Annotated in this window: 9 protein-coding genes; all 9 read left to right on the top strand. The window is 40.3% G+C overall.

All coding sequences use genetic code 11. From position 1 onward, the window contains the following. Window positions 1-9: 9 nt before the first annotated feature. Window positions 10-5,811, top strand: coding sequence for a type I polyketide synthase (locus tag BA1DRAFT_RS09170; RefSeq protein ID WP_051560729.1), 5,802 nt, complete (start codon window positions 10-12; stop codon window positions 5,809-5,811). Between the two features lie 59 nt (window positions 5,812-5,870). Next, window positions 5,871-6,602, top strand: a complete 732-nt coding sequence (locus tag BA1DRAFT_RS09165; RefSeq protein ID WP_036778174.1) for a thioesterase II family protein — start codon at window positions 5,871-5,873, stop codon at window positions 6,600-6,602. 5 nt (window positions 6,603-6,607) lie between these two features. Continuing rightward, on the top strand, window positions 6,608-6,937 hold the full coding sequence (locus tag BA1DRAFT_RS09160; RefSeq protein ID WP_036778172.1) for a darcynin family protein: 330 nt from the start codon (window positions 6,608-6,610) through the stop codon (window positions 6,935-6,937). A gap of 20 nt (window positions 6,938-6,957) precedes the next feature. After that, entirely contained in the window at window positions 6,958-10,098 is a 3,141-nt protein-coding gene (locus BA1DRAFT_RS09155) for a non-ribosomal peptide synthetase (RefSeq protein ID WP_036778170.1), read from the top strand. 21 nt (window positions 10,099-10,119) lie between these two features. Further along, complete coding sequence (locus BA1DRAFT_RS09150) at window positions 10,120-10,578, top strand: GNAT family N-acetyltransferase (RefSeq protein WP_044467012.1); 459 nt, start codon at window positions 10,120-10,122, stop codon at window positions 10,576-10,578. A 229-nt stretch (window positions 10,579-10,807) separates the two neighbouring features. After that, complete coding sequence (locus tag BA1DRAFT_RS09145; RefSeq protein ID WP_235201004.1) at window positions 10,808-13,168, top strand: non-ribosomal peptide synthetase; 2,361 nt, start codon at window positions 10,808-10,810, stop codon at window positions 13,166-13,168. Window positions 13,169-13,298: 130 nt separating this feature from the next. After that, a complete protein-coding gene (locus BA1DRAFT_RS09140; RefSeq protein ID WP_051560726.1) occupies window positions 13,299-17,759 on the top strand; it encodes a type I polyketide synthase in 4,461 nt (1,486 codons plus the stop codon). Window positions 17,760-18,554: 795 nt separating this feature from the next. Next, a complete protein-coding gene (locus tag BA1DRAFT_RS09135) occupies window positions 18,555-20,261 on the top strand; it encodes a ShlB/FhaC/HecB family hemolysin secretion/activation protein (protein ID WP_051560725.1) in 1,707 nt (568 codons plus the stop codon). 30 nt (window positions 20,262-20,291) lie between these two features. After that, a partial coding sequence (locus BA1DRAFT_RS09130) for a filamentous hemagglutinin N-terminal domain-containing protein (RefSeq protein WP_036778167.1) occupies window positions 20,292-23,884 on the top strand: 3,593 nt, incomplete at its 3' end.

Genomic DNA, 23,884 nt, shown 5'->3' with positions numbered 1-23,884 from the left:
TATTAACTTATGACAGATTCATTTGATATTGCCATCGTTGGCATGGCATGCCAATTTCCAGATGCTAAAAACCCAGAGGAGTTTTGGCAAAATTTAATATCAGGAAAAGAAAGCATTAAAAGATTCACGCAAGATGAACTCCTTGCTAATGGTTATAAAGCAGAAGATATCAATAATCCCAACTTTGTCGCAGCTAAAGCGACGCTTGAAGATTATAAATCCTTTGATAATCATCTTTTCGGATATTTAAAAGACGAAGTTGATAAAATGGACCCGCAGTGTCGATTGTTACACGAATGCTGTTGGCATGCATTGGAGGACGCTGCTTATATAGGCCAAAATAGCGATGAAAGAATAGGTTTATTTGCCGGGGCGGCTTCAAATATTCCTTGGATATCAAGTTTATTAAAGAGCAAGCTCACTCCCTCTGAAACATTCGATGTAGTGAATTGGAATTTACCTGAGTCCATCATCACAAGAACCGGATATCGGCTAGGGTTGAATGGACCCGTAATGGCTATCCATACCGCTTGTTCAACGTCGCTGGTTGCTATTCATACCGCGTGTCAGTCAATTTTAAGCGGAGATTGTGACTTAGCCTTGGCTGGCGGGGTTTCTTTAACGTTACCTCAAGAGTCTGGCTACCTGTATCAGCAAGGCATGGTACGTTCTGCTGATGGTCACTGCCGGCCTTTCGACATCAACTCCAATGGTACTGTGGGCGGTAGTGGGGGCGGCATTTTGTTGCTTAAACCTTTGGATAGAGCCATTGAAGATAATGACCATGTTCATGCGGTGATTAAAGGCTCCGCGATAAACAATGATGGTCAGCGCAAAGTTGGATTTACCGCTCCGAGTGTTCAAGGACAGGCGGAAGTGATAGCCAGCGCTCAAATGTTGGCTGGCGTTGAACCGGAAGATATTAGCTATATCGAGTGTCATGGCACTGCTACTGAGATAGGTGATCCGATTGAGGTATCAGCGCTATCTAAAGTGTTCGGCGACTCGAATCATCTATGCATGCTTGGTGCGGTGAAAAGTAATATCGGGCATCTGGATGAAGCGGCTGGTGTTGCCGGTGTCATAAAGACGGTGATGTCTTTAAAAAATAAGAAACTCGCACCAACCCTTCACTATAAGGCGCCTAACGACAAACTACATATTGAAGAAACGCCGTTCAAAGTCGTAGATAGACCAATGGAGTGGGCAGTTTCAGGAAATAAGAAACGTATTGCCGGCGTCAGTTCATTTGGTATTGGCGGGACAAATGCCCATATCATTTTAGCGGAAGCAGATGAACCGACCGTTCTGAGAACAGAAGCCGAGATATTACCGAATGTGTTCTTGCTCTCGGGCGAAACGCCTGAGTCACTCACCAATAATCAACATAATTTAGCTGACTTGCTCCAGACTAAGCAGGACATCAGGTTATCTGACGTTGCATACGTATTGCAGGAGGGCCGAGTACATCATAAATATCGAAAATCAATTGTTGCTTCCTCATGCGGCGACTTAATTAAAGCCCTGCGAAAACCAAGTTCCCAACCGACAAAAGTTTCTGGGACAGAGCATAAGATAATATTTTTGCTGCCCGGTCAGGGAGCGCAATATACCAATATGGCGCGTGCCTTGTATGACACTCATACTGAATTCCGGGATATTGTTGACCATTGTCTTGCGATAGCGTCTCACCATCTAGGTGAATCTCTGAAAGAAAAGTGGTTTACCGATGGTGTTTCAAATGAATTACAGCAAACGAAGTATGCTCAACCTGCTATTTTTATTGTTGAATATGCGCTCGCGCATTGCCTGATGGAACTTGGCGTTCAACCCTCAAGCTTGCTCGGTTACAGCTTTGGTGAATTGGTCGCTGCGACGATTGCAGAAGTGTTTTCCTTGGAAGATGCCATTAGCTTTGTGATTGCGCGTGGCAAACTGATGCAAGATTTGCCGGTGGGGGCTATGCTGAGTATCCCGCTGCCCGTTGCAGAGGTTAACGCCATATGCCCGGCAGGGATAGCTGTGGCAATCGATAATAAAGATTCGTGTGTTGTATCGGGATTGGCAGCAAATATCGAAGAATTCGCAGCGATCCTCAAGAAAAAGCGTATCCTGACCACGCCAATCAAATCTAAACATGCGGCACACTCGCCAGCGATGAAACAAATTAATGGCGCACTCCAGGCTGTGATAGCTCAGTTTAATCTCAGTGCGCCAAAGATCCCGCTCATTTCTTCCGTGACGGGACTGCCGTTAACTGCCTCGCAGGCAATGTCAGCGGAATATTGGGCAGCACAGGCTGAACGTACAGTCTGCTTTGTCAAGGGATTTGAGCACCTGATTGAAAAACACAAAGCCTCTATTTTTATTGAAGTGGGTGTTGGCCGTGATCTGATCAATCTCACACGGCGATATCTCTCTCAAGATGATTCTAAGGAGGAACGTTCTAATGTGCTTATCCAGTTACTGCCAGAAGAGATCAAAGCGCCAGATCTTCCTTATTCATATTGGGGGGCGTTGGGTAAACTGTGGCAACAAGGCGTTCAGATTGACTGGCATAAGGTGCGATTTACCGATAATTGCAGGCGTATCCCATTGCCCGGATATGCCTTCGATAGAAGCGTTTTTTGGCCCAAGGAAGCAAATTTCCTGAATATTTTCTCTAACGCATCAAGCGCAATAGAAGCAGAGAAAAAAGTTGAAAGGAAAGGGCGGATGTCTGACTGGTTTTATCAACATGGCTGGAAACAACAGCCGTTGAGCACATCAAATGTGCAATCAAGTGATGAAACAACGCTCTTGCTACGACTCGGACAGCCATCGGCGCCAACATGCTGTATGGAGAGTAGCTTACAACGTTACTACAAGAAATTAATAAAGATTCATGTGGGCAACGAGAAGGTGTTTGATCTGGATGGCGAAAACCAAATTAGACTCGATAACCAAGAAGACTTTAATCAATTCTTTAAGTTGCTCGAACAGAGTCATGTTTCTGTATCGAACATTGTTATTGATTGCATTGACTCAGCGCTGGCTGTCGATGAATTGCTGTCACAGATTCTTCATCTCTTAAAGTCATATCGTGCGCAAACAGCCGACAGTACTCTTAAAAATATCACTTTGCTGGTGAAATATGCCGTCGTGGTATGCAATGAAAAGAGCATTGATCCATCATCAGCGGCGGTTATGGCAATCAGCACCGTGATCCGGCAAGAGTTTCCAGATTTATCTTGTCGTGCGATAGATGTTGGCGATATGGCAACAGATTGCGGGGCGACCAAGTTACTTGCTGAAATTGCCTATGGTGGAAGCGAGACTGTCGCATATCGCAATAACAGAAGGTGGTGTGAGGATTTCGTTCCTTACGTGTCTTTAGCCGATCGAAATCACGTCAGTCTGAAAAAGGAAGGGACTTATTTATTGATTGGTGGCGCGGGCTTTATTGGTAAAACGTTTTCAAATTACCTCGCTAAAGAATATCAAGCTAATTTAATTATTACGTCGCGCTCTAGTGCTTATTTGGATAATTCTTGGCAACAAATAGATAAACAGGCTTCTTCGTTGCAGTTGATCCAAGCTGATGCGAAAGAGTTAGATGCCATGTCTGAACTTGTTCAAAACGTTATTAAATATCATGGCAAGATAGATGGCGTATTCTACCTGGCGGGAATTACAGGAGAGGCGTCACTAAGGTCTATTATTGAAACTGATAAGGCTTATATTCAGGCACACCTTGAAGCTAAGCAAAAAGGAATTGAAGTCTTAGAGCAAGCATTAGCGGAAGTTGATTATGATTTCTGTGTTGTTATTTCATCACTTGCTCCAATCTTAGGAGGACTTGGTTTCTATGCTTACGCTGCCGCTAGTGCTTATTTAGATGCGTTTGTCATTCAGCACAACCAATATAACCAGAATAATTGGACATTGATCAATTGGGATGGTTGGGAAGTCGCGGTAAAGAGTGACATTAATGAAAAAATTGGCACCAGTTTGTCGCACTTATTGGTAACGAAAGAAGAAGGTATCTTATTACTGGCTGATGTACTCAATTATCAAGAAAAAGACGCTTTAATTATCTCTACCGCTGATATCAATGCCCGCATTGCGCAATGGTCTAAACCAAATCAGCTTGAAGAGCAAGGGCATGATAATAGCAATAAAGAGTATTCAGGCAGGCCAGATCTTGAATGTGATTTTATTACCGCTGGTAACGAAATTGAAACTCAGTTGATTGGAATATGGGAAGCGTTTTTACGTATCAAGCCGTTAGGCATAGAGGATGATTTCTTCGATTTAGGCGGCAACTCTCTTAAAGCGATCACTTTACTATCGCAGATACACAAGAGCTGTAATATTGATGTGCCATTGACCTATTTCTTCAAACATCCAACGGTCAAAGAAATTGCCGAATTTGCCGGAAGTCAATCCGAAACATCGGGATATCAGGCGATTCAACCTGTTGCTGAACAGGATTCATATCCATTATCTCCCGGTCAGAGACGTATCTATTTGCAACAAATGTTCGATAAAGGATCTGTTGCTTATAATGAAACTGCGGTTTTTAATATTGTCGGCCACTTGGATATAGCAAAATTCAGTGAAACGCTACAGAAGTTAATCCAACGACATGAATCTCTTAGAACTTCGATAATATTAGTTAATGGCGAGCCGAGACAAAAATGTCACAAAGAACCCACTGTTGAACTCAAGCATATTAAATTCAATACAGCAGGATTAAATCCGCTGCAAGTTAAAGAGCAGATAAAGCAGTTAATAAAACCATTCAACTTACATAAAGACGCGTTAATTAGGCTAATTCTTATTGAATTAAAAGAATATGAATATCTATTCTTCTTGGATATTCACCACATTATATCTGACGGTTTATCTCAGGATATTTTTGTGAGAGATTTTCTGGATATCTATCAGGGGGTAGAATTAGCTCCTCTTAATATACAGTACAAAGATTACACTATTTGGCAAAGTGAAATAGCAAATAGTTGTAGGGTATTAGCACAAAAGGATTTTTGGTTAGAAAAGCTGAAAAACATACCAGAAATTAAACTCCCATGTGATTTTGATCGGGAACATATCACAGATGATTGTGGGGAGAGACTTTACTTTTATTTAGAAAATGAAACTACAGAACGATTGGTTAATATGTTCAGTAGAGATGGTGCGACCAATTTCATGATCTTCATATCTACCTACTACTTGCTATTAGCTGATTTAACAAAGCAGACGAAATTTTGTATTGGGACGCCCATATTGGGTAGGCCGCAAAGTGAGTTGCAAGATGTCATAGGTATGTTTGTCAACCTTCTTCCAATTCCATTTGATTTTGATGAAACGACAACTTTTAGAGATTTAGTTAACTCTGTTGCTGATGTTGTTGTCTCATCATTTGATAATGCTAATATTCAATTTGAAGAAATCGTTAAAGCAATAAATGTAAAACCAAAGAAAAATAGGATGCCGATATTCGATACTGTATTTTCATATATGAATATTGGCATGGCTGATTTTGAAATGCCTAATTTGAAGTTAAGCCGATATGAAATAGAACAAGAGAGTTCCAGATTTGACCTGGCGTTCTTTGTTAAAGAGATCGGCGGTGGATATGAATTTAGCTTTGAATATAAGAGTGCGTTATTTACAAGTGAAAAGATTAAGTTTTTCATAGAGAGATATATTAACTTGATAGATGATATCTTAAGTCACCCTGATGTTGCTATTTCTGAATACTTTAAACATGCAAAAGTGAATTTGGATATTCCTAAAGATGAAAGTCTTTTAGAATTTAACTTTTAGTGGATTGATAAATGGAGTGAAACCGAAACCCGCTCCATTTTATTGACATTTTTAAAAATATGAAAAATTTTATAGATATTAACGATAGCAAAAATGCAGATGTTCGGCTCTATTCGATTCATCATGCTGGTGGTTCGCATATGCTTTATCGACCTTGGGCGCATTTATTGCCGGGCTGGATAAAGTGTATCGCTCTTGAACTACCGGGAAGAGGCATGGGTTTTGGTGAGCCATTCTTAAAATCTATGGAGCAGGTTATCGAGTTATTTTTGAATCAAATTCAAACGGATAAGCCATTTGCCATTTTCGGCCATAGTATGGGGGGCCTTATAGCGTATGAATTAACGCTAAGGTTACAGAATTTAGGTACGCCCCCTGTTTGGTTAGGTATTTCAGCTTTCAAACCGCCACACTTAAAGAATAAAGAGAATTTATCTCGTGCGTCATTAAGTGATAGTGAGTTAATCGAATATCTTGAGAAATTAGGCGGCTCGAAGGATTTTTGTGAAGATCATGCTGTTATGAAAATGATGTTAGATATTGTGAGGAGTGATTTTAGAATAATAGAATCCTGGCGTATGAGCGATGCGAAAATTAGTGACAAAACTACAGTGCATGGTTTTTCTGGTCTATATGATGCGGTAGCAACGCCTCAAATGATCTCTTCCTGGGAAGATTACATTAATGGTAAATTTCTTCATAGTACTTTTGATGGCGATCATTTTTACCTTAATAGTTTCCCAAGTAGCTTGATAAATAAAATAGCAAGCGATCTGAGTTTCAATCGGTGATTTATATGAAATATGTGATTATTTGGACATTGGTTTTTAGTGATAAATGGAATGCTTTAAATCGTTCTCAAAGAGAGCAATTGCAGAATGAATCGCTGCCTGAAATTCTGCTGAAGTACCATGATTTTATTAGTCTTAGAACCGTAGACTCGGAAGGGTTTTCTGCTGATTTTCAAGATATTGTCATTATTGAGACAGAAAGCTTGGAACATTATTACTGTATGCTCCAGGATATGCGAAATACAACCGTAATATCAGATGGGTATTTGAAAATTTCCAATATATTAATGGGCATAGAAAATGCCCATGAAGTATATAAGTCACATAAAATATAATGGAATGGACGGATTAGAAAATGCCTGTGAATTATAACATTGTCGCTTTAAGTCCAATGCAAGAAGGGATGCTTTATCATTCCATTGAAGAGGGCAGTAAAGATATTTATGTGACAAACTTTACCTTAACCATTGCGGGTCTGATTGATGAAAAGAAATTAGAAATTGCGTGGAACAGAGTGGTATCGGAACATCAAGCATTACGAACGGTTTACCGCTGGAAAGGATTAAGCCATCCAGTTCAGATTATTTTTGACAATAAACCGCTTCACATAGATTTCAGAACATTTGAAAATAATAGTTATAGGGCAGATCAAGAAAATATTAATGAGATAGTTTCTCAAAAAACTGAAATTGACTTAGAACGTTGCCCAATCAAAATTAACTTATATAAAGTAAGCGAAGATAATTATATTCTCCATGTTCAATATCATCACATTTGCATGGATGGTTGGAGTCTGGGTCTATTAATAACCCAACTTTGGGATTATTATGATCATCCTCAATTAAAATGTGTTGGTAACATTTTTGATTATCAAGATTATATTGTTCATTTAAATAAAGTGAAGCAATGTAATGAAGCAAGAGAGTTCTGGCAGGGTGCCATATCTCAGGACGCGGCAATGAGTTTACCAAGTAAACAAAACTTGCTCTCAAAAGGCGTCGGTAAAATTGAATGCACATTAGATAAAAATCTAATAAACGCAGTCGAGTTATATTGTAAAAATAATGGATTTACGCTGGCTATTGCAATATACGCAGCTTGGTCAATTGTTTTAGCTAAGTGTAATGATTCTGAATCCATTTGCTTTGGTACCACAGTATCCGGTAGAGATAATTTAATTGCTGGCATTGAAAATAGCATTGGTTTATATATTCAAACACCGCCTTTGTTAATTGATAATTTATCCAGTCAAATGACGCTTTTAAGCATCATGAAGAGCGTACAAACCACGATATTGGAGCGGGATGCTTATAAAGAGTATCCAATATCTGAAATACAAAGCGTTAATAAAATAAAACATAATCTTTTTGATAGTATTGTGGTGATAGAGAATTACCCAATTTCAAAAAGGTTACAACAGATGTCAACCAGTGTGGATATTCTTTCATATACAACGTCTGAAACTACAAATTTCAATCTGAGCTTAGAAGTCAATTTACTTGATTCAGCGATTTTAAAGTTAAGTTATAATTCCGAAAAATACGAACAATATTTTATTAATGGCATCCTGAAACAGTTCACAAAAGTATTAAAAGCGATAGCGTATAATGCAGAAAAGACATTATCTGAACTCTGTTTCTTAGATGAGAAAGAGTATAATCAGTTAATTATTGATTTTAATAATAATGATGTTCCATTACCTGGACCTGCTCACTTAACTTTCGCATGGCAGGCGGCGGTAGAAAAATATCAAGATGATATCGCCATTAGACAACAAGGTATTAGCGTCACTTACGCGGAACTTGATGAGCTATCTAACCAAATTGCAAACAATCTCTATTCAAAAGGTGTTAAGCATCAGGAGCTTGTTGCAGTTAAATGTCGTGCTAGCATTCATACGATAGCGCTGTTAATTGCGATAAATAAATTAGGTGCGGCCTATGTTCCAATCGATATATCTACCCCGGAAGTGCGGGTAAACAAGATTTTATCTAATGGGATTAAACATATTATTTATCATGATGATTTGCTTAGTTTGTCGGAGATAAACGAAGGTGGCGATCAAAGACCAAATTTGGCATACTCTGAAAATGACCTTGTATATACTATATTTACCTCAGGATCTACCGGAGAACCGAAGGGAGTGATGCTAGAACACCACACGGTTATGAACTATATCTACTGGGCTATTAGCGCTTACCATTCAGATAGTTATCGTTCGGTTTATCCTTTGTTTACCAGTCTTGCGTTTGACTTAACCGTAACTTCTATTTGGTGCCCGCTAATTTCTGGCGGAGAAATAGAAATTATCGATAAAGAGTCATTTGAAGCGTTGCAAGATGTGGCTAAAAACCAAAATCTAAGTCATGTCAAGATCACACCTTCGCAATTAAATCTACTCAATCAAATCTGCGATAATAAAAGTTCATTACAGACGTTTATTCTCGGTGGCGAACAATTAGAAAGTAAATTGTGTAAAGAAATCACGGATAAACTGAAACCTGGCGTAACTATTTGTAACGAATATGGCCCGACAGAAGCCACGGTTGGTTGTATGATCTATCGATATCAACAAGATCAACAAGAAAACCCAGTTGTTCCCATAGGTAGACCGATAAATAACGCGAAAATATATATCTTAGATAAAAATTTACACCCGCAACCAATAGGTGTTCCCGGTGAGATCTATATCGGGGGAAGAGTCCTTGCCAGAGGATATTTGAATCGGCCAGATTTAACTGCTGAAAAATTTATTGATAGTCCTTTTGATCATAAATCAAAACTATATAAAACCGGTGATTTAGCTTTCTTTAACGGTGAGGGTGACATTGAATATATCGGTAGAGTAGACAATCAAATAAAATTGAGAGGCTATAGAATTGAGCTAGATGAAATAGCGACAAAAATAAAGTCATATGACGCATGCCGTAATGCCGTTGTGGTGATTAAGAAGATTCATGGAGAAGATCAGCTAGTTGCTTATTATGTTTCTAGTCAGAATATTGAAGAGAATAACCTGAGGCGTTATTTATCTGAATCTCTTCCTAATTACATGGTGCCTGGCATATTTAAAGCGGTGGATGAAATTAAATTAACTACAAATGGGAAAGTCGATTTAGCAAGCCTGCCTGATCTTGATTTAACGAGCCAAAATATTGCTGATTTAGAGGTTTCAAGCTATAAAGATAAAGTGCTTGAGGTATTCTCCTCAATTTTAGAGGTAGATCAAATAGACCTTAAAACCAGTTTCTTTGATTTGGGGGCTAACTCAATAAAACTGCTTAGAATCACAAATGTTTTGAATGAGTTCCTGCCTTTCCCGTTAAAAGTTGTCGATTTCTTCACATACACGAATATGGCGACTCTTATTTCCTATATTGAGTCCGGTGAAAAACAGGAAATAAACTTAGTCAATAAAGAAGAGGCTATGTCGAGACGAGACCGACTAGCGGAACGTCGTGGAAAAATGAAGAAAAGAGTCAGTTTTACTCATTAATAAATATGGAGATAAATGATAATGACTTTACAATCTATTAAAAACGTGGTCTTAACAGAGTTGAATGGCGATGTGGAGGAGATAAGAAGAGTTGTAGATATTTGGTATCTTGCTTCAATTAAGTGTCATCATTTTGTTAGCGAGAGCTTTTGGCACTCATGTAAGGAGGATATGATGAATATCTATATTCCTGGCGCTGAAACTGTAGTTGCCAAATATAATGATGAAATTGTTGGGTTTATCAGTTTGGTTGATAATATTCTGGCATCTATATTTGTTCATCCTGATTTTCAAGGTAAAGGAATTGGAAAGAAATTACTATTCGATGCCTTCGGTAAAAGAAGTGATTTAGTTCTTAATGTTTATTCAAAAAATAAACTGGCGAGAGATTTCTATAAAATGAATGGCTTTGTCGAGGAAAAAGAAGGTGTGGATGAACATACTGGTGAGTTAGAAATTACGATGAAGTGGAATGGCTAATTAACTTTAAAGATGAGATATTAAAATGGTTGATAATAGTAATGTAATTAGTGAAGCTACGGTAAGTTATTGGAAGGGATTTTTATCTGAATATCGTAGCCCAGAGTACGAGATTTCTTATTGTAAAGATATCTCATCTGAGCCAACAAAGTTTAGCTTTTCTGAAGAAATTTCAAAGACCTTACTTTCAATTGCAAATGGTTCAAATAAACGGTTGAGCATATTGCTCATGTCTTTGGCCGCTTATGCGCAGGCCATTATGTTGAAGAGTTCTGAGATAACGGTTCTTACTGGAAATTATCTCGAAGATTCAACTGAAGCAAAGGTATTATGTTTACCGTTTAACTTCGATAGTGAGTGTACCTTAAAAGAGGTGATCGTAGCTGCTTCAACAAATATTCAGCAAAAGCTGGCGTATTCCGTAGCATCTTTTCAAAACATTTTTGATAGTACAGTCACCTTCCCTTTAGCTGTGATATTGAAAAATTGTCAAAAGGAGTCTGATGAATTTTTTGAGCGCTCCTTATCGCAATTATGCTTTGAACATGATAATGCGCTAATATCATGTGAAGTGACTTCCATATACGATTCAGAATACATCATCACTATAATGAATATGGTGGAATCTTGGGTAAGTAAAATACGTTCTGATGGTAAAATTTCTGAGTTGTTAATACCTGAGCCCTTTTATTTAAATGTTGTTGAAGCAGAAAATGGTATTAATACCGAACAGTCGATATTGGCTGTATTTAAACAACAGGTAGGTACTCATCCAGCAAAAACGGCTATCGCAGATGGTATGGGAGAGTTGAGTTATGCTGAACTGGATAAATTGAGCGATGCCTGCGCCATCAAGTTAATAGAGTTAGGTATCGAAAGAGGCGATACGATTGGTATACATATGCCGCGCTCTTGCTCAGCAATAATAGCAATGTTCGCGGTGCTTAAAGCAGGCGGAAAATACTGTCCTTTCGATATAAATTGGCCTGTTGGCAGAAAGAAATATGTATTAGATATTGCAGACATGCGATTAGTTATATCGTCAATTGATACCCAGTTGGCGTTGGAAGAGTACAGCCAGATTACCTATGATAATTTGCAACACAATGGATTTGATATAAAACAAAACCTTCAATTGCCTGAAATTAATGGTCAAGATTCCGCTTACATTATTTTTACCTCTGGCTCGACGGGTAATCCAAAAGGGGTTGAAATTCCTCATAGTGCCGTTGTCAATTTGGTCAAAGGGCTATATCAAAAGGTTTATCGCAATTACCCGTGGGATTTGAACGTCTCAATGATATCAGCACTCAGTTTTGATGCGTCGGTACAGCAGCTATATCCGGCTCTGTTACTGGGTCATACGCTGCATATCGTGCCTGATGAAATCAGGAAAGACGGCAAGAGAATCAGCCAATTTTGGCGTGACAGAAAGATCCATATTGCCGATTGTACTCCAACCCATTTAAGAATGATTAGGTCACAAATGAATGGTCAGCGCATTGATTGTCAGGTAAAGCATCTGATGATTGGCGGCGAAAAATTAGATCAGCAAAATTGGTTGAATTTCGCTGATTGCTGGGAGTCGGTTCCGAATGCATCTAACGCATATGGGCCTACAGAATGTTGTGTGCAATCACTCTCTTTTGAATTTAACGCTTCAAGCCAGATTAGTACAGAGACTATTCCTATTGGTCTGCCAATGTCTGGTGAGGAAATTGTACTGATTGATGAATTTATGCGAATTCTTCCCAAAGGGGCAGTGGGGGAAATTGCTATATCTGGGAAAGGATTGGCAAAAGGCTATATTAATAATGCCCAATTATCTCAAGAATCTTTTATCTTCATCAATGGTAAGCGTTATTATCGAACCGGTGATTTGGCAAGATATATCGGTGAGGAAGGTATGATTTATTTAGGGCGGATAGATAGTCAAGTAAAAATGAACGGATATCGAATAGAACTTGGAGAAATAGAGAAAGTTATTCAACAAGCGATATTAAAACTGAATTCCGGGGATGATATTAAGCCAGTCGTTGATGTTCATGTGATAGTCAATAATAAAGAGTCTGATAATCAATTATTAATCGCTTACATCTGTTCCAATCAGGAAATTGATTTCGATACATTGCGTAAGGAAGTCGCATCTCATCTTCCTGATTATATGGTGCCGGCATATTTCATTGCAGTTGATACATTCCCACAAAATAGCAGTGGTAAAATTGATAACGCTAAATTACCTGATCCTCGTTGTGACGTGGTGCAAAAGAAAATTGTGGCATGTAATAGTGAGACGGAACAGCAAATATTGGATATCTGGGCAGATTTACTGACTACTCGGAAAGAGAATATCAGCTTGACAGATAACTTCTTTGATTTAGGTGGTTCATCATTTAAGTTAGCGCAGCTTAGTTTCAAGTTGAGTGAAGTATTTGCGCGGGAAATAGAAATTGTCGATTTATTTCAACACACTACGATTCAGTCACAAGCACAATATATAGATGGCAATCAACAACCATTAGACAGTTCCGATAATGGCGCTAATTCAACAGAACAGTTTGATGAAGCATTAAAGATATTCGGTCTTTAAGCTTAATTTCGTTAATTTATCCATTTTAAAAATATCAATTGAAAAATATCAATTGCAATATATTGATATTTTAATTAAACGTCTCTCAATAATTTAATGGCTAATTTAGCACTTGCTAATATTGAAAATTATGAAAAAAGATAATCATACACACGAATTTACCAGGCAAAAATTAACGGGATTAGAAATCGCTATCGTCGGTGTTTCTTGTCGCTTCCCTAATAGTGAAACAGTAGAGAGCTTCTGGGAAAATTGTTTAGAGGGCAAGGATTGTATCTCTCGTTTTTCTGATGAAACATTGGCGAAAAATGGCGTATCTAAACAGCATTATGAGAACCAAAATTACATCAATGCTAAGGGTGTTATTGATAACCCTTTAACGTTTGATGCTGATTTTTTTGATTATAACAAGCGTGAAGCTGAGTTTTTGGAACCACAAATTCGTAAATTACATGAATGTGGTTTTGAAGCGTTAGGTTCTGCCGGTATTGTTCCGTCTGAATACAAAGGGGCGGTTGGTTGTTATTTAGCGTCAAGCGCTCAACTCGGTTGGCAAATGGCCGCTTATGACGAGTGTGAACAAGATGGCGCCAGTCTTTTTTCTGCATTTAACTTAGTAGAGAAAGACTTCGCGGCAACTCGACTGGCCTACAAATTAGGTCTGACAGGACCTGCAATTACCGTCCAGACAGCGTGCTCTTCGTCTCTCACCGCAATACACCTGGCATCAAGAGCCTTGTTATTAGGTGAGTGCCAGACAGCGCTCGTTGCCGCTGCGACCTTAGTGACACCCAATCAGCAAGGCTACCTATATCAAGATGGCATGATCACTTCTCCAGATGGAACTTGCCGACCATTTGATGAAATGGCGAATGGTACTGTCGGTGGTGAAGGCGTTGGTGCGATAGTGTTGCAGCCGCTCAAAATTGCATTGGAGCAGGGACGGCCTATTTTGGCCTTGATTAAGGGATCAGCGCTTAACAACGACGGTTCAAGAAAGGTAGGTTACACCGCGCCGAGCATTGACGGACAATTCGAAGCGATTAGAGGTGCTTTGGCTATGTCTAAGGTTGAAGCTGAATCCATCTCTTATATTGAAGCCCACGGCACGGCGACCAAGCTTGGTGATCCAATAGAAATCACGGCTCTGAATAAAGTTTTCTCCAACGTCCCACAGCAGAGTATTGCTATTGGGTCGGTAAAGTCGATTATTGGTCATCTTGATAGTGCGGCTGGAATGGCCGGGTTAATAAAAACGGCGCTGATGCTAAAACACAAAAAGCTGTGCGCTAATCGGTACTTTACGAATCCTAATCCTAAAACAAAACTCTCTTCTTCACCTTTTTATGTTAATACCGACAGTAAAGATTGGGATAGCGCGACGGTGAGGCGAGCGGGGGTGAGTTCATTTGGTATTGGGGGAACCAATGCTCATGTGATACTAGAAGAATATGTCTGTGAGCCTGACGATGAGCAAGCTTCTGATGCAGTAAAACTACTCCCGCTGTCTGCTAAATCTGAGTGGAGTTTGGGTGAAATGGAGAACCGGTTAATCGCGTGGTTAGCCTCTAATCCTAATAAATTAGCCGACGTTGCGCATACCTTACAAAATGGTCGCGAGCATTTTGGTTATCGATCTGTATTGGTTTGTTCAAACGACAGGGGGACATACTCTACAGCCGACTTCGTTCGTGGTAGATGTGAACATGCAAACAGACGTATTGTTTTTCTCTATCCTGGTCAAGGCTCGCAATATCAGACTATGGGGCTAGGTTTATATCTCCGTGAGTCGGTTTTTAAAGAGCAAGTAGAACACTGTTTATCGCTGTTGGACGATGAAAAAAGAGAACAGATAAGAAACTACTTAATGGAACCGGAAAGTTCTAATGCGTTTCCTGCCGAAATCATACAGCTTGCTATATTCATCATTGAATACGCGACAACGCGATTAATGGAATCAAAGGGTATTCAGCCTGATATATTACTAGGTCACAGTCTGGGTGAGTATGCGGCGGCGACTATTGCAGGGGTTTTTACGCTAAAAGATGCTCTATTTTTGGTTGGTAGGCGAGCACAATTGATGGCGAAAATGTCTCCAGGCGCTATGTTAAGCGTACCTTTATCAAACGAGCAAGCGGCAGAGCTATTGGAGCGAAGTTTAGAAATTGCGGCGGTTAATGGTAAAGAGTCGACAGTATTGTCTGGCTCTATCGAAGATATTGAGAACCTGAAATCCTGCTTGCAACTCCAGGGCATTCATTCGCGTCAACTAAAAACTACCCATGCGTTCCATTCTAAAACGATCGATGAAATACAGGATGAATATGAACAGGTATTGCAAACCGTCGCGTTTAATTCTGTAGGTATCCCAATTTTGTCAAACCTATCTGGTGATTGGCATGACAACAATGAAATTAGAAAACCGGCATATTGGTTGTCTCATCAAAGAGATAAAGTCGACTTTTTAGGGTGTTTAGAGACGCTTTCTTCGCAGCAGGATCTTATTTTCATCGAAGTAGGGCCAGGCAACACGCTCGCCAGTTGTGTGCAAAAATTCTTTAAACAAAAATCGGATCAACAAATACATATTGCTAATATGTTAAGGCATCCGAATTTACCTGAGGGGGATATCACCTATTTCTACAGCCAAATTGCTAAATTGTGGTGTACTGTCGGATTAGGCGACTGGCAAGTGCCGAGCAGCCAATCTGGTCGTCTTATTCACTTACCTGTGTACGCATTTGCTGAGAAAGAGTTCACAAAGCTCAGAGATAGACTGGTAAAAGGTCGAACACCACAGATTAAATCACCGGATATAAAACAAAATATTTTGTATCAACCCGTGTGGTATAGAAGCTCGTGTAATGATATTGAGAAAATGACACATGAAGGGCAGATATATGTTCTCACCACACGTCGTGGAGCTGATAATAATAGAACGCTAGTCGATAATGTTTTACCAATGCAAAATGTTATCTTTGTCGATGAGGCTGACAAGCTGTCTGCGTTAAATCTAACAGGCTGTTGTTCGTTTGTATTAATCCCTAATGCAGAAGACTTTGTTGCTGATCCAATAGCACATTATCTTGAATGGCTTCCATGTATTAAAGAGATATTGTCCATTAAATCACTTGCAGCTTCTCGGTTTATTTTGTTAACGCCTCAAATTGAGAATGTGCTCGGATATGAAGTCACTGATGCAGCTATTTCATTACTGAAAGGCTTAATACAGTCAATCAACCACGAGCATCAAGAACACTATGGCTATCAAATTGACATCTCTTTCGACGAATTAGCAAAGGATAATTCAACCCAATCTTTACTTCGTCGTTTAGTTAGCTCTGATATTAATTATCGAGTGGCAATAAGACATAACCAAATTTGGTTGCCTGAGTTCAAAGCACTGCCGAGTAAAAGCGTTGAAACTCGTCAACAATGTAATGGATTGCATGAGAGATGTTTAGTCTTAATCAGTGGTGGATTGGGGGGAATTGCTTTGCAGCTCTCGCAAAGCCTGGCACAACATTATAAGGCCCGTATTGTGCTTGCATCTCGAACAGCGATTCCTGAACGTTCACAATGGGCAAGTATCAAGGAAAACAAGAAGCAATCGGCATTAATTGAACAAATTGAGTGTTTGGAGAAGGTTGAACAACTCGGTGGCGAAGTGATACTGCGACAATTGGATGTTACAGATAAAACCCAACTTTTCGACACGTTACAATGTCTGGAAAGTGATTACGGGGCCATCAATATGGTGATCCATAGCGCGGGCTCGGATGCCGGGGCGTTGATTATGCAACCAGATATATCATCCCATCGCAAGATCATGACGGCTAAAGTAGAAGGAACGATGAACCTGATATCGTACTTTGAAGAGAAACCGCTAAATTCAATGGTTTTATGTTCTTCATTACTCTCTTACTGTGGCGCCCCTGGGCAATCTGCTTATGTTGCTGCAAATGCATTTCTCGACGCGATTGCTGATAGACGAGATCTAAAATTCAAGGTCTATTCTCTCGCTTGGGATCGCTGGCTGGAAGTGGGCATGGCGTCGAGAAATATGAAAATTGACGCATCCACAGCAGGGTTAACCAATCAGCAAGGTGAAGCCGTATTTTTACAAGCACTTTCACAGGAGACGCAACAACGATTATTAGTTTCTGTCATACCCATTGAGGAAAGATTAAATACTTCGGAAAAAGAGAAAGCCAGTACTTTGGCAGAGACTAAAAATGGGATCGTAGATAAAAGCATTTCAATTAAACAGATAATTTCAGAAGAAGTACAACACCAGCTCGGGCTTTCTGAAATTGATGAACATTGCAGCTTCTTTGCACTTGGGGCCACATCATTGGATATCGTTCAAATCAATGAAAGGCTTAAGCAACGTATCTATCACGATATTCCTATATCAATGATGTTTACCTACAGCACCGTGTCGAAACTAGAAAATGCGGTGGCATCTAAATTGAATCACACTCAAGAAAATGAAGTAGCATCATCACAACATCGAACTCCAGCTAGCCAACTTGCAAAGCAAAGAATGAAGAATAAGAGGGTAAAAAAATCAGCTAATTACGCAATATAACATGTTAGATCTCAGACCTTCCCTGACAGAGCATTTTTAAGCTCTCATTTTTTCAATAAAAGTCCCAGAAGGCGTTTTACTTTTCATGCCATACATGTGGTTTGTGATAGTGGTAAAATGCCTTCCCCTCCTATTTCAGCCAATTTGGTTTTTAAATTTACGTCTCCTTATATCGTTCAGTCATTAGTAAAATTTTTGATCCTAAAAGGGAATTTCTCAACGATATAATTGATGCCTCGATATTTTCTTTTCAAATCGTTTAATCAATTTGACTTAGCGTTTTCTGAGATTCTGAGGAAGCAGGTTAAGGCTGTGACGGTATAGAACACTGTAGCTTTCAGGTATAGAGATTTTCAAATTTCTACAAAGTATAAAATTTTCTCTTCAATAATAGGTGCAACTCGAACAGTTGGGTTTTCGGGGCACGATTTGCTATTAATTAACCCTTTTTCTCCCCTTGCTTCAAAATCTTTTTTCCAAGGTAAAAAGTATCTTGAGATATTTCCTGGTAGTGGTAAGCCTTACTGACATTATTGCCCACTTTGGCATGAGCCGATATTTTGAGCTTTCTTATAGCCCCCTGCTTTTAATGAATGATTATTATATAATATATGTTTAATTTCACTAATAAATTGATTTTTTGTTATATTTGTGGTGAAATAAACTAAAAATATTACTTTGTGATTGAATTTTAATTTATTGGGTTAAGAGTTAAACAATGTTAACCATAATAGCCTTCCTCAAATTTTTCTTATAATTATTCAGTAAAGATTAAGAATCTTATTGGTTCAATTAATGGCAATGGTAATTCCCAGCAGAATAATAATAGGTCTGGTCGGATGGGCTGTATTTTCCATACAATCCGTACAGGCAGATGAGCTACACTTTATTCATCAAAAACAGCAACAGCAGGCGCAGTATCTGGAAAATTCTTCCGCGGTACTGGACAGCCAGCGTCAGCAACAAAAAACACTACTTGAAGATGCTCAGCAACAACGTGAGGATCTACAGAAATCCCTGTCATTATCTGAGCAGGAGGCCGATGGTACCTCAACTGTTGATACCCGGTGTGTCATCATTAATGAAATTACGTTGCAAGGTGCTCAATCTTTACCTGCTTCTGCACAGAGCACGCTAATTCAGCCTTATTTGCATCGTTGTGTCACGCTTGCTGCACTCAAGCAACTGGTGAGGGCGGTGACTAATACTTATATCACTTATGGTTATATCACTTCGCAAGCGCAACTGCCCAAGCAAAACTTGGCGGATGGTAAGCTCCATATTGCGATGATAGAAGGTAGGGTTGAATCTGTCGAAATTGATGGCGAACTACCGCGTATGGCAAAGATGCTATTTCCGGGAATGGCGGGTAAGGTTTTGAACTTACGAGATGTTGAACAAGGGTTGGAACAGCTCAATCGCTTGACTTCTTCCCAATTTACCATTGATATCCAACCCGGCATACAGCCTGGTTATTCCATAGTGCACATTAGGCAACAGGTCAGCCATTTTCCCGGAAAAGTACAGTTAAGCATAGAGAACAGTGGTCAAAAAGGTACTGGTGAATATCAGGCTAGCACTGGATTAGTGTTGGATGCCCCTTTAAGTCTTGGGGAACAGTGGTCTCTTTCTTGGGCACAGGATACGGATTTTAGGTCAGCACACCACAGTCGCAATCTGGTCTTATCGGTAAGTGTTCCTTATGGCTATTGGACCGCGCGTTATCACTATTTTCGTAATACTTCACGGCAAGCGTTGACGTCCATGTATAACACTTACCCCTATGATAGTGAAAACCAAACTCACCAGGTTGATACCAGTCGTACCCTTTACCGGGATGGAAAACAGAAGCTAAGTTTGCAGTTAGGCGGCCGCCATAAGGTAGTGAAAAATGCTATTGCTGGTGAAAAACTCGCAGTGAGTAGTCCAGTGGTAAAAACTGCCTATGTTAGTTCCCGGTACAGTGCCGTACTTGGGAGAGGTTATTTCACGTTTAACCCCACATTTGAGTATGGGCAGGTTGTGACATTGCCTCCCTTTGCAACGCGAAACTCGTCTCGTAAATTCAATTTAAGTAGCAGTTATTATTATCCAATTGTCTCTAATACCGCCTATTTGACCTCATTTTATGGTCAATTGAGTCCTGACAATCTGCTATCTCCTGAACGATTGTCACTCGGAGGATTATACTCGGTACGCGGATATAAAGCACAGTCCTTGAGTGGTAATCAGGGGCTTTATTGGCGTCAGGAAGTCACTCATCAACTTAACATGGGTAAGGTAGGGGCGCTGACACTCACTGGTGCATTGGATTATGGTTATCTGGTTGGACAATCCTGTTATGGAATAGAAGAAGCCCACTTACTGGGTAGCGCTTTTGGCGTCACGCTGACACGGCGTGAGTTGTCATCCCAGTTGATGATCGGTAAGCCGCTGTACTATCCACATATTCTTAAGCCTGATGCGTGGGCGGTTTATGCCGCCGTTTCATTTGAATTTTAAGTTAATTCTTATAAGAAAAGATATCCTATTATGTCCGAACAACACCCCCCTAAAATGAAATATCTGAGTTATCTGCTGACTTACCTGATGGCGGTGTATCCAATGCACCCGGCAATTGGTGCGGGCATTGCAGCTGCCAATGGTCAAACACATGTCGTCCAGCAAGGAGAAATTCCTGTTGTGAATATCGCAACACCTAATGGAGCGGGGATTTCCCATAATATCTATCAGGACTTTAATGTGGGACCCGCCGGGGGGGTGTTAAATAATGCTACTAGTGATGCGAAATCCATACTGACAGGGACAATGGAGGCGAACCCTAATCTTAAGGATAAGTCGGCAGACCTGATCATTAATGAGGTGATTGGTACCAATGATTCACAACTGCAAGGCCAGTTGGAAGTGGCGGGGCAAAAAGCCAATGTTCTCATTGCCAACCCGAATGGCATTACCTGCAACGGCTGTAGCTTTGTTAATACTCTGGTTGTCACATTATCTACCGGTAAACCGGTGTTTGATAAAGACGGGGCGTTAGAGGCTTTAGAAGTGAAAAAAGGCACCATAACCCTTGGTGAAAAAGGGCTGGATGCGACGGCACAGGATTATGTCGATATTATCAGTCGTGCCACGATACTTAACGGTAAAGTACAGGCGAAAAACCTGACACTAACACAAGGGGCGAACCAGGTTGATTTCAAGAGCGGGGCCGCAACACCTATAGCGGGAGAAGGAGAAACGCCGCAACTGGCTGTTGATACTCGGGCTATCGGTGGAATGTATGCTAATAAAATCCGCCTGGTGGGAACGGAGGCTGGTGTTGGCATTAATCTTACCAATCTGACCACAACTCAAGACGATATCAGTTTAACCGCCGATGGTAATATTACCTTGGGGGAGGTCCAGGCCAAGACGGACATCAATATCAACAGCAAAGCCATTGAAACGGCGGCAAAAAGCAAGGTGCAAGCGGGTCAACATCTGATATTGACCACCGAAACACTGCGGAATCAAGGGCAAATTCGTGCTGGTGGTGATGTCACCATTAAAGCGACTAAACTTGATAACGTAAACCCTGCCAAGCAAAGTAACCCCATTATTACCGCGAGTAAAAACAACACCATTACAGCTAACGAGATAAATAATGTTGGCGAGTTAAGCGCGGTGCAAAATCTCAGCCTGACAGGTAAAAAGTTTTCAGCGAAAGCAATAAAAGACAGTCAGGGAAATATCATTGGTAAGTTGAGTGCTGGTGGAGATCTGACGGCGACATTTAAAGATACATTTCGTTTTGATTTGGATAAGGAACATTTTAAAGAAGGAAGGAAACCCACTGATTTAGCTTTAATCGCAGGGAAAAACATCACCCTAACCGCCGAAGGTTTAGTCAATAATGCATCAATGATGGCAGAACAAAATCTAACCATTGGTGCCGGAGGATTATATTTAGGCCGAGGAAATTTAAAAGCAGGGAACCATGTCGTGCTGGATAGCAAATCACATCTTAATGTGGATGGTTATGATATCTCAGGTCGAGATGTGACCTTGCTTTCTGAGGGGTTTCTTTCTATTGAATCTGGAGACGACTATACCCCGGAAGGAATACGTGCATTAACAACTATTTCTGCTGATAACATATTACGCATTATCGCCGATGGCCATATTAATATTTCAAGTATTCTGATTAACAGAGCGAGAGATATATTTTTGGCTGCCAATGAGAAGATTGAAATTTCTTCCTATGCTGATTTAACTGATTTTGATGATGAGCAGAGTAGCACTGAAGGTATTCAATTAGATGATGAGACTAAACAAGAGATAATTAATGATCGTCTGCACAAGCTCAGTCGTCTAGAAGCGGATGAGAATATTGAAGTTCATGCTGGAAAGGTTGCTGATCTACGAACCATTTCTTTGACTGCTGGGAAAGATATTATTCTGACAAGTGGTGGTACTATTGATATTAGTACGGAAGATTCCTATGAGTATCAAAATGAACATGGAAATGGCTATGAGAAGCATTATGATGTAGATGAATATGAGGATACCGATGACGATGAACAATCCTACTCACAATTTCAATTCCCGATAATAAAAAGTACCATCACTGCCGGCAACAATTTAACCGTTAATGCTGGCGGTGACATTATTGATACTGAGGCGACTTTATTAGCAAAAGGGACGATTGCACTCACCAAAAACAACACCGAGTTGCACTCACCTGAAGGAAAGTATAACTCAGTTGAAGGGAAGTATACGCCAGTCACTTCTGCGCTGATTGCACGTGCGCTAAGCCGCGCTCCTCAATTGACAATAAACTTCTCAGAAGTAGAAGGTGAAGTACCAGGGATTAAACTCGCGGATAAGCAAACACGAATCACCTCTAAAAACAATCGCCCTATTATTCATATTGCGGCACCTAATGCTTATGGCCTCTCTCATAACTATTATCAGGAGTTTAATGTTGGGACTTCAGGATTGGTATTCAATAATTCTACCAATGATATGCAGTCTTTGCTGGCGGGGCAAATTGGAGCGAATCTTAACTTCAACGGTAAGTCGGCGGAGCTGATTATTAATGAAGTGGTGGGGACTTTAGCCTCGAATTTGCAAGGGTTATTGGAAGTAGTAGGGCAAAAAGCCAATGTCTTCATCGCCAATCCGAACGGTATTACCTGTAATGGCTGTAGCTTTGTTAATACCCCGGCTGTCACCTTATCGACCGGTAAACCGGTGTTTGATAAAGATGGAGCGTTAGATGCTTTAGCAGTGAAAAAAGGCACCATAACCTTTGGTGAAAAGGGGTTGGATGCAACGGCACAGGATTATGTCGATATTATCAGCCGGATCACTAAGCTTAACGGTAAACTACAGGCGAAAAACCTGACGTTGACACAAGGTCCTAACCAGATTGATTTCAAACGCGGGACCATTGTCCCCATAACAGGGGAAGATTATAACCCTTGGGAAGCGATTGATAGCCGGCCATTGGGGGGGATATATGCCAATAAAATCCGTCTGGTGAGCACCGAATCAGGTAAGGAAATTAACCTTGCCAATTTGACCGCAACGCAAGGCGATATCAGCTTGATCGCTGATGGAAGAATTTCTCTTGAAAATGTGCTGACTAACGGAGTGAAAAATATCTTTTTGGCTAGCAATGAGGGGATTAGGATTTTTCTCTCCCCTAGTTTAGCTAAATTTAGTGATAATCAGAACAGTACGAATAGTGATGCACAGAATGATGACGCTAGACGGGAACTCATTAACCAGCGCTTGCGTCAGTTCAGTCAATTGGAAGCGGATGAAAATATTGAGATCCATGCTGGCACGGGGGTAAATCTAGAAGGCATTTCCTTGACCGCAGGGAAAGATATTACCCTGACAAGCGGTAACTCGCTTGATGTCGGCAAGGTCGATGCCGGCAACAATTTAACTGTGATTGCTGATAGGAATATCACTCATACTGAGGCCATCTTGTCAGCCGAAGGGGCAGTTGCAATCGCCGAAAACAGCTCCGTGTTGTACTCAGCTAAAGAGAAGTATACCCCGGTGACTTCTGTGCTGATTGACCTCGGGTTAGGCAGTGTACCCCGGCTGACAATCAATATCCCCGAAATAGCAGG

The sequence above is a fragment of the Photorhabdus aegyptia genome (genome assembly GCF_000612035.1).
GTDB lineage: Bacteria > Pseudomonadota > Gammaproteobacteria > Enterobacterales > Enterobacteriaceae > Photorhabdus > Photorhabdus akhurstii.
Note: the sequence above shows the minus strand (reverse complement) of the source record. Positions and strands in the feature narration are given on the sequence as shown.